Origin of the sequence: Methylobacterium mesophilicum SR1.6/6, assembly GCF_000364445.2 — a bacterium.
Classification (GTDB): Bacteria; Pseudomonadota; Alphaproteobacteria; order Rhizobiales; family Beijerinckiaceae; genus Methylobacterium; species Methylobacterium mesophilicum_A.
On record NZ_CP043538.1, the window covers coordinates 4,249,324 to 4,262,913 of the forward strand.

Genomic DNA, 13,590 nt, shown 5'->3' on the forward strand with positions numbered 1-13,590 from the left:
CCGCGACGCCGGCGATGCCGGCACGCAGCGGCCCCGCACCCCTGTGGCGGCGGATGTCAGGTTGCTCGGCATTGCCACCGAGCATCTCTCACGCCTCGGGCCCAAGCGTGTGACGGTCGTGGCCGTTGCTGCCGAAGCCGGCATGACGCACGCCAATGTCTACCGTTACTTCCCGTCGAAAGACGCGCTCCTCGACGCGGTGGCGGGCCGATGGCTCCGCGAAGTCGAGGCCCGGCTCGCCGGGATCGCCGACGCCCCGGATCCGGCCGACGACAAGATCGAGCGGCTGCTGACGGCCCTGGCGACGGTCCAGCGCGACGCGCTGTTCGACGAACCGAACCTGTTCGCGGTGCATCTCGACGCCACCGTGGCGGCCCGTCCGATCGCCCGCCGGCACCGGGTGCGCCTGCGCAGCCTCGTCGAGCGCGTGGTCGAGGAGGGGATCACCTCGGGGATCTTCTCGGCGCGGGACCGCGAGCGGGCGATCGCCTACATCTTCGACGCGAGCTACCGGTTCACGCATCCGCTGGCGATTCAGCACGATGCTGAGGTGCCGCGCGACCTGATCGAAGCCCGGTTCGGCGCCGTGATCCACGCGATCCAAAGGGTTTTGCGCTCCGGCGTGCTCTGACTCGTCGCCAAGCCGCTGTTTCTGCGAAGGCCCGGACCTTGCGTCCGGGCCTTCTGCGTTTCCGGCCAGTCGATCGACAGGTCGGCGCGGGAGACCACAAAATGACAGCTTTTCATATCTGTCATCCAAGCTTTGCGGCACGCCACCGGCTGGGTGCAGTGCACCTAAAACCTTCGTCACGTTGACGTTTCCATATGCGGGCCGGCGGTTGTCCGGCCGCTCCGGTCTAAAGGACGAGGGGCCTCGACGCCCGGCATCGGGTTGAAGCGGCGGTGCTTTTCGGCCACACAGCCGCGCAGATTTCAGAGCGGCGAATCCGGGTCCGCAACAGGCTGACGAGCAGCCCCGGCATCGCCCGACGCAGCATCGACCTCGACACGCAGCGGAGACGAATCCGACATGGCGCGCAACAAGATCGCCCTCATCGGTGCCGGCCAGATCGGTGGCACCCTGGCTCTTCTGGCAGGCCTCAAGGATCTCGGGGACGTGGTGCTGTTCGACATCGTCGACGGCGTGCCGCAGGGCAAGGCACTGGACATCGCCGAGGCCGCCCCGGTCGAGGGCTTCGACGCGACCTATGCGGGTGCCAGCGACTACGCCGCCATCAAGGGCGCCGACGTGGTGATCGTCACCGCCGGCGTGCCGCGCAAGCCCGGCATGAGCCGCGACGACCTGATCGGGATCAACCTCAAGGTCATGCAGGCGGTGGGCGAGGGCATCAAGACCTACGCGCCGGACGCCTTCGTGATCTGCATCACCAACCCGCTCGACGCGATGGTGTGGGCGCTTCAGAAGTTCTCCGGCCTGCCCACCAACAAGATCGTCGGCATGGCCGGCGTTCTCGACTCGGCCCGCTTCCGCCACTTCCTCGCGGAGGAGTTCAAGGTCTCGGTGGAGGACGTCACGGCCTTCGTGCTCGGCGGCCACGGCGACGACATGGTCCCGCTGACCCGCTACTCCACGGTCGCGGGCGTGCCGCTGACCGACCTCGTCAAGCTCGGCTGGACCACCCAGGAGAAGCTCGACGCTATGGTCGACCGCACCCGCAAGGGCGGTGGCGAGATCGTCAACCTGCTTAAGACCGGCTCGGCCTTCTACGCGCCCGCGGCCTCCGCCATCGCCATGGCGGAGAGCTACCTGCGCGACAAGAAGCGGGTCCTGCCCTGCGCCGCCTACCTCGACGGCCAGTACGGGGTGAAGGGCATGTTCATCGGCGTGCCGATCGTGATCGGCGCCAACGGCGTGGAGCGCGTGCTGGAAGTGACCTTCGACGCCGCCGAGAAGGCGATGTTCGAGAAGTCGGTCGCCTCGGTGACGGGCCTGATCGAGGCCTGCAAGGGCGTCGACAGCAACCTCGCCTGACCGGTAAGCGGAGACCGGGCAGCGCGTAGCGTTCGGAGATTCGAATCCCAATCGCTCGATTTCTCTACGCGCCGCCCGCTGCCACCTATTCGCTCCTCCCTACGAGGCTCCGATGAATATCCATGAATATCAGGCCAAGGCCGTGCTGAAGGAGTTCGGTCTGCCCGTCTCCCGCGGCGTGGCCATCTTCAACCCGTCGGAGGCCGAGGCCGCCGCCAAGGAGCTCGGCGGCCCGGTCTGGGTCGTGAAGAGCCAGATCCACGCGGGCGGCCGCGGGAAGGGCACCTTCAAGGGCGCACCCGAGGGTGCCAAGGGCGGCGTGCGCGTCACCAAGTCGATCGACGAGGTGAAGCAATATGCCGGTGAGATGCTCGGCCAGACGCTGGTGACGATCCAGACCGGCCCGGCCGGCAAGCAAGTCAACCGCCTCTACATCGAGGAAGGCGCCCAGATCGCCGAAGAGTTCTACCTCTCGATGCTGGTCGACCGCGCCACCGGCCGCGTCGCCTTCGTGGTCTCCACCGAGGGCGGCATGGACATCGAGGCGGTCGCCCACGACACGCCCGAGAAGATCCACACGATCGCGGTCGACCCGGCCACGGGCGTGATGCCCCATCACGGCCGCGCCGTCGCCAAGGCGCTGGGCCTGTCGGGCGCCCAGGCCAAGGAAGCGGCCGCGCTGACCGAGAAGCTCTATGCGGCCTTCGTGGCCAAGGACATGAGCCTGCTGGAGATCAACCCGCTGGTGCTGACCGCCGACGGGCACCTCAAGTGCCTCGACGCCAAGATGGCCTTCGATTCGAACGCCCTCTACCGGCACGCGGACATCATGGCGCTCCGCGACGAGACCGAGGAGGACGCCAAGGAGATCGAGGCGTCCAAGTACGACCTCGCCTACATCGCGCTCGACGGCACGATCGGCTGCATGGTCAACGGCGCCGGCCTCGCCATGGCGACGCTCGACATCATCAAGCTCTACGGCGAGGAGCCGGCGAACTTCCTCGATGTCGGCGGCGGCGCCTCCGAGGAGAAGGTCACGGCGGCGTTCAAGATCATCACCGCCGACCCGAACGTGAAGGGGATCCTCGTCAACATCTTCGGCGGGATCATGAAGTGCGACGTGATCGCCAACGGCGTGATCGCCGCCGTGAAGGCGGTGGGCCTGCAGGTGCCGCTGGTGGTGCGCCTCGAGGGCACCAACGTCGAGCAGGGCAAGGCCATCATCCGCAACTCGGGCCTCAACGTCATCCCGGCAGACGACCTCGACGACGCCGCCCAGAAGATCGTCGCCGCCGTGAAGGGAGCCTGATCATGTCGGTGATGATCGACGCCAATACCAAGGTCATCTGCCAGGGCTTCACCGGCAAGAACGGGACCTTCCACTCCGAGCAGGCCATCGCGTACGGCACCAAGATGGTCGGCGGCACGTCGCCCGGTAAGGGCGGCTCAAGCCATCTCGGCCTGCCGGTGTTCGACACGGTGGCCGAGGCCCGCGAGGCCACGGGCGCCGAGGCCTCGGTGGTCTACGTGCCGCCGCCGGGCGCGGCGGATGCGATCTGCGAGGCGATCAGTGCCGAGGTGCCGCTGATCGTCTGCATCACGGAGGGCATCCCGGTGCTCGACATGGTTCGGGTGAAGCGGGCGCTCACCGGCTCGAAGTCGCGCCTCGTCGGGCCGAATTGCCCGGGCATCGTCACGGCCGGCGAGTCGAAGATCGGCATCATGCCGGCCAACATCTTCCGGCCCGGCTCCGTCGGCATCGTGTCCCGCTCGGGCACGCTGACCTACGAGGCGGTGTTCCAGACCTCCAATGCCGGCCTCGGCCAGACGACCGCGGTCGGCATCGGCGGCGATCCGGTGAAGGGTACCGAATTCATCGACGTGCTGGAGCTGTTCCTCGCCGACCCGAAGACCGAGTCGATCGTGATGATCGGCGAGATCGGCGGATCGGCCGAGGAAGAGGCGGCGCAGTTCCTGAAGGACGAGGCCAAGCGCGGGCGCAAGAAGCCGATGGTCGGGTTCATCGCCGGCCGCACGGCGCCTCCGGGCCGCCGCATGGGCCATGCCGGCGCGATCATCTCGGGCGGCAAGGGCGGCGCCGAGGACAAGATCGCCGCCATGGAGGCCGCGGGCATCCGCGTGTCGCCGTCGCCGGCCCGGCTGGGCTCCACGCTCGTCGAGGTTTTGAAGGGCTGAGGCCCCGCGCGCCTGCGTTGCGGCCATCGCAGGGCCGCAACCCCCATATCGGGCGTGCAGACGATTTCAGCGGGGCGGTCACCCGCCCCGTTTCGGTTTGAGGGCGCTCCGCCGCGCTGACGGAGATCCCGAAGGGCAGGGCTCCTGCCCGCGCGACAGGATGGACGCACCATGGCACGCCAGGACGTGAACGAAGCGCTCCTCGAAACCTCGTTCCTCTACGGCGCCAACGCCGCCTACATCGAGGACTTGCAGGCGGCCTACGCCCGCAACCCGTCCTCCGTGGATCCGGAATGGCAGACCTTCTTCAAGGGTCTCGGCGAGGACGAGACCCTGGTCGAGAAGAACGCCGCCGGCGCCTCCTGGGAGCGGCCGAACTGGCCGGTGCCGCTGAACGGCGAATTGGTCTCGGCGCTCGATGGCAACTGGGGCGCGCTGGAGAAGGCGATCGGCGACAAGATCGTCGCGCGCGAGGCCAAGGAGGCCAAGCCCGGAAAGCCGCAGGACAGCGTCACGGCCACCACCGGCGTCTCGGTGGAACAGGCGACGAAGGATTCGGTGCGGGCGATCATGCTGATCCGCTCCTACCGCATGCGCGGCCACCTGCACGCCAAGCTCGACCCGCTGGGCCTCGCCCCGCGTGGCGACCACGAGGAGTTGCACCCGCAGCATTACGGCTTCCAGGAAAGCGACTGGGACCGCCCGATCTTCCTCGACAACGTGCTCGGCCTCCAGTTCGGCACGATCCGCGAGATCGTCGACATCCTAGAGCGGACCTACTGCCAGACGCTCGGCGTCGAGTTCATGCACATCTCCGACCCCGCCGAGAAGGCGTGGATCCAAGAGCGCATCGAGGGCAAGGACAAGGAGATTTCCTTCACCCCCGAGGGCCGCCGGGCGATCCTCAACAAGCTGATCGAGGCCGAGGGCTTCGAGAAATTCCTGGACCTCAAGTACACCGGCACCAAGCGCTTCGGTCTCGACGGCGGCGAGTCGATGATCCCGGCGCTGGAGCAGATCATCAAGCGCGGCGGCGCGCTCGGCGTCCGCGAGATCGTGCTCGGCATGGCCCATCGCGGCCGGCTCAACGTGCTCACCAACGTGATGGCCAAGCCCTTCCGGGCGGTGTTCCACGAGTTCAAGGGCGGCTCGGCCTCCCCGGCCGAGGTCGAGGGCTCGGGCGACGTGAAGTACCATCTGGGCGCGTCCTCGGATCGCGCCTTCGACGGCAACAACGTCCACCTGTCGCTCACCGCCAACCCGTCGCACCTCGAGATCGTCGATCCGGTGGTGCTCGGGAAGGTCCGCGCCAAGCAGGACCAGTGGGCCAAGCCCAACATCGAGCGCCGCACGGTGCTGCCGCTCCTGATCCACGGCGACGCCGCCTTCGCGGGCCAGGGCGTGGTGGCGGAGTGCTTCGGCCTGTCGGGCCTGAAGGGTCACCGCACCGGCGGCTCCATCCACTTCATCATCAACAACCAGATCGGCTTCACCACCGATCCGCGCTTCTCGCGCTCCTCGCCCTACCCGTCCGACGTCGCCAAGATGGTCGAGGCGCCGATCTTCCACTGCAACGGCGACGATCCCGAGGCCGTCACCTTCGCCGCGAAGGTCGCGGTCGAGTACCGGCAGAAGTTCGGCAAGCCGGTCGTGATCGACATGCTGTGCTACCGCCGCTTCGGCCACAACGAGGGCGACGAGCCGGCCTTCACCCAGCCGAAGATGTACCAGCGGATCCGCAAGCACCCGTCGGTGCTGGAGACTTACGGCCGCAAGCTCGTCGAGAACGGCTCCGTGACCCAGGAGGCGCTCGACGCCCGAAAGGCCGAGTTCCGCGGGATGCTCGACAGCGAGCTCGACGTCGCCAACAATTACAAGGCGAACAAGGCCGACTGGCTCGACGGGCGCTGGTCCGGCGTGAAGGCCGTGCACGAGGACGTGGACGATCCGCGCCGCGGCCGTACCGCCGTCTCGGCGGAGACCCTCCAGGAGATCGGCCGCAGGATCACGCAGGTGCCCCCGGGCTTCCACCTGCACCGGACGATCCAGCGCTTCATGGACAACCGCGCCAAGGCGGTGGAAACCGGGGCGGGCATCGACTGGGCGACCGCCGAGGCGCTGGCCTTCGGGGCGACCCTCCTCGACGGCAACCGGGTCCGGCTCTCGGGCCAGGACGTCGAGCGCGGCACCTTCTCGCAGCGCCACGCCCTGGTGATCGATCAGGAGAACGAGCAGCGCTACACGCCGCTCAACTCCATCCGCGAGGGGCAGGCGTCCATCGAGATCATCAACTCGATGCTCTCCGAGGAGGCGGTGCTCGGCTTCGAGTACGGCTACTCGCTGGCCGAGCCGAACGCCCTGGTCCTGTGGGAGGCGCAGTTCGGCGACTTCGCCAACGGCGCCCAGGTGGTGATCGACCAGTTCATCGCGTCCGGCGAGCGCAAGTGGCTGCGCATGTCCGGCCTCGTGCTGCTGCTGCCGCACGGCTACGAGGGGCAGGGGCCCGAACACTCCTCCGCCCGCCTGGAGCGCTACCTCCAGGCCTGCGCCGAGGACAACATGCAGGTCGCCAACGTCACGACGCCGGCGAACTACTTCCACATCCTGCGCCGCCAGCTGAAGCGGGACTTCCGCAAGCCGCTGGTGCTGATGACGCCGAAGTCGCTGCTGCGCCACAAGCGCGCCGTCTCGAACCTCGACGCGCTCGCCGAGGGCTCGACCTTCCATCGCGTGCTCTGGGACGACGCCGAGGAGGAGGGCGCGCAGAACAAGCTGGTGCGCGACGACAAGATCCGCCGCGTCGTGCTGTGCTCCGGCAAGGTCTACTACGACCTGCTGGAGGAGCGGGAGAAGCGCGGCCTCAACGACATCTACCTGATGCGCGTCGAGCAGCTCTACCCGTTCCCGCTGAAGGCGCTGGCCAACGAGATGGCGCGCTTCCGCAACGCCGACGTGATCTGGTGCCAGGAGGAACCCAAGAACATGGGCTCCTGGTCCTTCGTCGAGCCCTACCTCGAATGGGTGCTCGGCCAGGCCGGCTCCGCGGTGAAGCGCGCCCGCTACGTCGGCCGTCCGGCCTCCGCCTCCACGGCGGTCGGCCAGATGTCGAAGCACCAGGCGCAGCTCCAGGCCTTCCTCAACGAGGCCCTGGCGGTCTGATTTCTTGGGACTTGGCGGCGGCCTGCTCCGGCCGCCGCCTCTCACTCCTGGCCGTCCGGCACGGCCGAACCGATCCGGAAGTGCAAGACCTATGGCAACCGACATCCTCGTCCCGACGCTCGGCGAATCCGTGAGCGAGGCCACCATCGGCCGCTGGTTCAAGAAGCCGGGCGACACGGTCGCGGCCGACGAGCCGATCGTCGAACTCGAGACCGACAAGGTGACCCTGGAGGTCAACGCTCCGGCGGCGGGTGAGCTCGGCGAGATTCTCGTCAAGGACGGCGAGACCGTGGAGCCCGGCGCGCTCCTCGGCTCGATCGTCGAGGCCGGGGCGGGCGCAGCGCCGGCCAAGAAGGCAGCTCCGAAGGCGGCCGAGTCCAAGACCGAGACCCGCAGCGAGGCCCCGAAGGCCGCTTCCTCCGACAAGGCCGAGGCGCCGGCCCAGGAATCCTCGGCCGGCTACGGAAACCACGGCGACGCGGCCGCCCCAGCAGCGCAGCAGCGCCCGGCGGGCGACAACGGCCCGGCGGTGGCCAAGCTAGCCCGCGAATCCGGCGTCGATCCGTCGGGCGTGAACGGATCGGGCAAGGACGGCCGCGTCACCAAGGGCGACATGCTCGGCGCCATCGCCAAGGGCCCGGCCCCGTCTGCGGCACCCGCCAAGGAGGCCCGTCCGACCCTGCCGCGTGCCCCCTCGGCGCCGGACGATGCCGCGCGCGAGGAGCGCGTGCGCATGACGAAGCTCCGCCAGACCATCGCGCGCCGCCTCAAAGACGCGCAGGACACGGCTGCGATGCTGACGACGTTCAACGACGTCGACATGTCGGCCGTGATGGCGATGCGCAGCCAGTACAAGGACATCTTCGAGAAGAAGCACGGCACGAAGCTCGGCTTCATGGGCTTCTTCACTAAGGCGGTGATCGGCGCCCTCAAGGACGTGCCGGCGGTGAACGCCGAGATCGACGGGCAGGACCTCGTCTACAAGAACTACTACCATATCGGCATCGCGGTCGGCACCGATAAGGGCCTCGTCGTCCCGGTGGTGCGCGACGCCGACGACCTGTCGATCGCCGGCATCGAGAAGAAGATCGCCGGCTTCGGCAAGAAGGCACGCGACGGCAAGCTCTCCATCGAGGAGATGCAGGGCGGCACCTTCACGATCACCAACGGCGGCATCTACGGCTCGCTGATGTCGACGCCGATCCTCAACGCGCCGCAATCGGGCATCCTCGGCATGCACCGCATCGAGGAGCGCCCGGTGGTCCGCGCCGGCAAGATCGAGGCGCGGCCGATGATGTACCTCGCCCTGTCGTACGACCATCGCATCGTCGACGGTAAGGAGGCCGTGACCTTCCTCGTGCGGGTCAAGGAGGCGCTGGAGGATCCGGCTCGCCTCGTGCTGGACCTCTGAGGCTGTCATGTCGGGCGCTGAGAACAGGGTCGCCATCGTCACCGGCGGCAGCCGCGGCATCGGCCGGGCCGTGGCGCTGCTCCTGGCCGAGCGCGGCTATGCGGTCTGCCTGAGCTACGTGTCGGACGCCGCCGCGGCGCAAGGCATAGTCGACACGATCACCGCCAGGGGCGGCAAGGCGCTGGCCGTGAAGGGCGATGTCGGCAGCGAGGCCGACGTGATTGCCCTGTTCCAGGCCGCCGACGGGCTCGGTCGGCTCACGGCGCTGGTCAACAATGCCGGCGTGGTCGACGTGAAGTCCGACGTCGCCGACATGAGCCTCACCCGCCTGCAGCGGATGATGACCACCAACGTGGTCGGCAGCTTCCTCTGCGCCCGCGAGGCGGTGCGGCGGATGTCCACGAAGCGCGGCGGGACCGGGGGCGCGATCGTGAACCTGTCCTCGGTGGCGGCGCGGCTGGGCGGTCCCGGCCAGTTCGTGGACTACGCCGCCTCGAAGGGCGCGATCGATTCACTGACGATCGGCCTCGCCCGCGAGGTGGCCGCCGAAGGCATCCGCGTCAACGCGGTGGCGCCCGGCATCATCGCCACTGAGATTCACGCCAGCGGCGGTGAGCCTGACCGCGTGGAGCGCCTTGGACCTGGCGTCCCGATCGGCCGGGCGGGCACCGCCGAGGAGGTCGCCGCGCCGATCGTGTGGCTCCTCTCGGAGGAGGCTTCCTACACCACGGGCGCCATCCTCGACGTCGGCGGCGGCCGCTGAGCCTCGACCCGACCTGACATTCTATGCCCGTCAGCGACGCGGCACGACCGAGCGGAAGCGAACCTGCATGTCCTACGATCTCGTCGTCATCGGCACCGGCCCCGGCGGCTACGTCTGCGCGATCCGCGCGGCGCAGCTCGGCCTGCGGACCGCGGTCGTCGAGAAGCGCGCGACGCACGGGGGCACATGCCTCAACGTCGGCTGCATCCCGTCGAAGGCGCTGCTCCACGCCTCCGAGGCATTCGAGGAGGCCAACAAGCACTTCGCTGATCTCGGCATCGATGTCGGCACGCCGAAGCTCGACCTGAAGAAGATGATGGCGTTCAAGGCCGAGGGCGTCGCCGGCAACACCAAGGGCGTCGAGTTCCTGCTGAAGAAGAACAAGGTCGACACCTTCCACGGCACCGGCCGGATCGCCGGGGCGGGCCGCGTCGAGGTCATCGCCGAGGATGGCGGCAACCAGATGCTGGAGACCAAGAGCATCGTCATCGCCACCGGCTCCGACGTGGCACGCCTGCCCGGCGTCACCATCGATGAGAAGATCGTGGTCTCCTCGACCGGCGCCCTCGACCTCGATCGGGTGCCGAAGAAGCTCCTCGTCATCGGCGCCGGGGTGATCGGTCTCGAACTGGGCTCGGTCTGGCGTCGGCTCGGCTCCGAGGTCACGGTGGTCGAGTACCTGGATCGCGTGCTGCCCGGCATGGATGGCGAGGTCGGCAAGCAGTTCCAGCGGATCCTGACCAAGCAGGGCATCGCCTTCAAGCTGTCCACCAAGGTGACGGGCGTCGAGGTCGGCAAGAAGGGTGCGAGCGTCACCGTCGAGCCGGCCGGGGGCGGTGCGGCGGAATCGCTGCAGGCGGACGTGGTCCTCGTCTGCATCGGCCGGGTGCCCTTCACGGAAGGGCTCGGCCTCGACACGGTCGGCGTTCAGCGGGACGACAAGGGGCGCATCCAGACGGATTCGCACTACGCCACCAACGTCACCGGCATCTACGCCATCGGCGACGTGATCGCCGGCCCGATGCTCGCCCACAAGGCCGAGGACGAGGGTGTGGCGGTGGCCGAGATGCTGGCCGGCCAGTCCGGCCACGTGAATTACGGCGTGATCCCCAACGTGGTCTACACGTTCCCGGAGGTCGCCTCGGTGGGCAAGACCGAGGAGGAGCTGACGAAGGACGGCATCGCCTACAACGCCGGCAAGTTCCCCTTCACGGCCAACGGCCGGGCCAAGGCGAACGGCACCACGGACGGCTTCGTGAAGGTGCTGGCGGACGCCCAGACCGACCGGGTGCTCGGCGTGCACATCGTGGGCGCGGATGCCGGCAACCTGATCGCCGAGGTGGCGGTCGCGATGGAGTTCGGCGCCTCGTCGGAGGACATCGCCCGGACCTGTCACGCGCACCCGACGCTCACGGAAGCCGTCAAGGAAGCCGCGCTGGCCGTGAACAAGCGCGCCATCCACGTCTGACCGAAGGGCGGACGCCGGGCGTCCACTCAGTCCGGTGTACCGGGCGTGGATCTCAGACACGCCCTCTCGTGCTGGTGCCGGAGCGATCTGGAGGCCTCGATGGGGCCTCCAGATCGCTCCGGGACCCCTGGAGCGTCCCTCGCGAGGCCCGCATCGCGGTCACGGCAGGCTGAAGCCGTGGGTGGCGCGGGATCAGGCGATCTTGCGCCGGGCGTTCGGCAGGTCGGCGATCCGCAGCAAGGCGCTCGGCGCGGGCGGCGCGGTCAGCGCATTCAGCAGATACGGCCGGCGGAGACCCAACGCGTTGTGCAGGGCGAGGTCGATGTCGCGGGCGTAGAACGGCATTCGCAGCACCGCGTCGACGCCGAAGTAGCGGCCCGCCTGGGCGACCGACTCCAGCTCGGCCGTGGTCAGCAGGGTGATCCGCGTGGCGAGCCCGAGGGGCTGGATCTGGCAGGCAAGTTCAAGCCCATCGATTCCGTTGAGCTTCACGTCGATGAAGGCGAAGTCGTAGGACGCGAGCTTCAGCTGCTTCAGGGCGTGGCGCCCATCATCGGTCTCGTCGAGTTCGATCGCGAAGCCGCTCCGGGCCACCACGCGGCTGATCGCCGAGCGGCCGGCCGGGGTCGAGCAGGCGAGGAGCGCCCGTGTCGGCGCCCGGCGCCGGACATCGGCGTGCAGGAGCTGCTCGATATGGCTCGGGTCGAGGGGCGTCTTCAGGACCTCGTAGGCCCCGAGACTGGTGGCGATCTCCTGCCAGTGCGGCATGACGCGGGTCGCCACCAAGACCAGGCAGGGCGGCTCGGCCCCGGCCCGGCGGGCGACCGCCACGGCCTCGGGTCCGCTGAGATCTTCGAGCTGCAGTCCGACGAAGGCGAGGGTGGGGCGGTGCTGGAGCAGGATGTCGCACAGGGCTTGGCCGGAGGTTGCCTCGTCGATCACGGCCTGCGGATCGAAGCGCTGCACCACCGTTCGCAGAGAGTCGCGACGACCCGCATCGCAATCCGCGATCACGACACGCGCCGACCTCCTCCTGTCTTCGAGCCCCATGGCGTCCGTCCGAGCCGATCCGTTCCCTGACGCTGACACTGGACTTAGATCGTGACGAAGATCTTAAAAAAATCGGCTGTTCACTCAGACTTGAGGTTATCAGCCCTAAATCCCCTACACTCGGAATCAATAACTGCTGCTCAAACCGGATGAATTAGCGGCTAAACCGCGGGTGGGCGGACGCGTAGGCACTCATCAGCCGGGCGGCGTCGACGTGGGTGTAAAGCTGCGTGGTCGACAACGAGGCGTGCCCCAGGAGTTCCTGGATGGCTCGCAATTCTCCCTGGCGGGCGAGCAGATGCGTCGCGAACGAGTGGCGCAGGGCGTGTGGCGTGGCGCTGTCGGGCAGGCCGAGGGCGCCGCGAGCCCGGGCGACGGTGTACTGGATGATCCGCGGCGAGAGGGGCCCGCCCCGGGCTCCGACGAAGAGCGGGCCGTCCGGCGGCAGCGGCAGCGGACAGGCGGCGACGTAATCGGCGACCGCCCGCGCCACCACCGGCAGGATCGGCACCATGCGCTGCTTGCCACCCTTTCCGAGCACCATGACCTGATCGCTGCCGGGCAGGGGCGCGTCGCGACGGGCAAGGCCGAGGGCCTCCGAGATGCGCAGGCCCGCCCCGTAGAGGAGCGCCAGCACCGCGGCGTCCCGGGCGAGCACCCAGGGCTCGCGCTCCTCGCCGGCCCGAATGCCCGTATCGGTGAGTGCAACGGCGGCCTGCACGGGCAGGGGGCGGGGCAGGCGCCGCGGGACCTTGGGCGAGCGTACGCCGCCCAGCGCCGAGACGGTGCCGTGGCCCTCCCGTTCCAGGTAGCGCGCGAAGGAGCGCAATCCGGCGAGCATGCGCATCAGCGAGCGGCCGGACACCTCGTCGGCCCGGCGCGCGGCCATGAAGGCGCGGATGTCGCGAACCTTCAGGGCGACGAGCATCGGAATCGTGGGCGTGCCCTGACGCGACGCCAGATGGCGGAGGAACTGGCGCAGGTCGCGCCCGTAGGCTTCTACGGTGTTGGGCGACATCCGCCGCTCACGCGCGAGCCCCTCCGTCCAGGCCCGGACGAGTTCGCGCAGGCGCGCGTCGCCCGGAATCAGCATCAGGTCGTCGGTCGTGGGGGACGCAGTCATGCGTTCAATCGATCGAATGAGTCTTGCCGCGCCCTTAATGCACACGACGGCTCGCGCGGACGTCGTTCGATTCGCGCCGCGCAGTCCCCCGTGCCAAGCTGGGCCGATGACCATCCTGGCCTATGCCGGCGCCGCCTTCGCGGAGATCGCCGGATGCTTCGCGTTCTGGTCTTGGCTGCGGCTCGGCCGCTCCGTCTGGTGGGTCCTGCCCGGCCTGGCCTCCCTGGCGGCGTTCGCCGGCCTGCTGACGCTGGTGGACAGTCCGGCGGCGGGACGCGCCTTCGCGGCCTATGGCGGGGTCTACGTCGCCGCTTCGGTGATGTGGCTGTGGCTCGCCGAGGGACAGCGGCCCGATCGCTGGGACCTCGCGGGCAGCGCCGTCTGCCTCGCCGGGACGGCGCTGATCCTGCTGGGCCGACGCGGCTGA

11 protein-coding genes are annotated in these 13,590 nt (G+C 68.8%); 9 read left to right on the forward strand and 2 right to left on the reverse strand.

Annotated elements, in window-relative coordinates; all coding sequences use genetic code 11:
• The first annotated feature begins 118 nt into the window (after positions 1-118).
• The 8 genes from MMSR116_RS20365 (at position 119) to lpdA (ending at position 10,990) form a co-directional block, all read left to right on the forward strand.
• Positions 119-631: a TetR/AcrR family transcriptional regulator gene (locus tag MMSR116_RS20365; protein ID WP_244625695.1), complete on the forward strand. Its 513-nt coding sequence runs from the start codon at positions 119-121 to the stop codon at positions 629-631.
• 399 nt (positions 632-1,030) lie between these two features.
• Positions 1,031-1,993 carry a malate dehydrogenase gene (gene mdh, locus MMSR116_RS20370; RefSeq protein ID WP_010685284.1) on the forward strand — a complete coding sequence of 321 codons (963 nt, stop codon included), beginning with the start codon at positions 1,031-1,033 and terminating at the stop codon, positions 1,991-1,993.
• Positions 1,994-2,105: 112 nt separating this feature from the next.
• Positions 2,106-3,302: an ADP-forming succinate--CoA ligase subunit beta gene (sucC, locus tag MMSR116_RS20375; protein WP_010685285.1), complete on the forward strand. Its 1,197-nt coding sequence runs from the start codon at positions 2,106-2,108 to the stop codon at positions 3,300-3,302.
• A gap of 2 nt (positions 3,303-3,304) precedes the next feature.
• Positions 3,305-4,189 carry a succinate--CoA ligase subunit alpha gene (sucD, locus tag MMSR116_RS20380; RefSeq protein ID WP_010685286.1) on the forward strand — a complete coding sequence of 295 codons (885 nt, stop codon included), beginning with the start codon at positions 3,305-3,307 and terminating at the stop codon, positions 4,187-4,189.
• Between the two features lie 171 nt (positions 4,190-4,360).
• Positions 4,361-7,348 carry a 2-oxoglutarate dehydrogenase E1 component gene (locus MMSR116_RS20385; RefSeq protein ID WP_010685287.1) on the forward strand — a complete coding sequence of 996 codons (2,988 nt, stop codon included), beginning with the start codon at positions 4,361-4,363 and terminating at the stop codon, positions 7,346-7,348.
• A 91-nt stretch (positions 7,349-7,439) separates the two neighbouring features.
• The gene (gene odhB / locus MMSR116_RS20390; RefSeq protein WP_010685288.1) at positions 7,440-8,759 is read left to right on the forward strand and encodes a 2-oxoglutarate dehydrogenase complex dihydrolipoyllysine-residue succinyltransferase; all 1,320 of its coding nucleotides are present in this window, start codon (positions 7,440-7,442) and stop codon (positions 8,757-8,759) included.
• A gap of 7 nt (positions 8,760-8,766) precedes the next feature.
• Positions 8,767-9,522: an SDR family oxidoreductase gene (locus tag MMSR116_RS20395; protein WP_010685289.1), complete on the forward strand. Its 756-nt coding sequence runs from the start codon at positions 8,767-8,769 to the stop codon at positions 9,520-9,522.
• A gap of 67 nt (positions 9,523-9,589) precedes the next feature.
• Complete coding sequence (gene lpdA, locus MMSR116_RS20400; protein WP_010685290.1) at positions 9,590-10,990, forward strand: dihydrolipoyl dehydrogenase; 1,401 nt, start codon at positions 9,590-9,592, stop codon at positions 10,988-10,990.
• Between the two features lie 192 nt (positions 10,991-11,182).
• On the opposite strand, the gene MMSR116_RS20405 is transcribed toward lpdA, so the two are convergent.
• Entirely contained in the window at positions 11,183-12,040 is an 858-nt protein-coding gene (locus MMSR116_RS20405) for a response regulator (RefSeq protein WP_039893883.1), read from the reverse strand.
• A 154-nt stretch (positions 12,041-12,194) separates the two neighbouring features.
• Positions 12,195-13,163 carry a tyrosine recombinase XerC gene (locus MMSR116_RS20410; protein ID WP_010685292.1) on the reverse strand — a complete coding sequence of 323 codons (969 nt, stop codon included), beginning with the start codon at positions 13,161-13,163 and terminating at the stop codon, positions 12,195-12,197.
• Between the two features lie 106 nt (positions 13,164-13,269).
• On the opposite strand from MMSR116_RS20410, the gene MMSR116_RS20415 reads away from it, so the two are divergent.
• The gene (locus MMSR116_RS20415) at positions 13,270-13,590 is read left to right on the forward strand and encodes a YnfA family protein (protein ID WP_010685293.1); all 321 of its coding nucleotides are present in this window, start codon (positions 13,270-13,272) and stop codon (positions 13,588-13,590) included.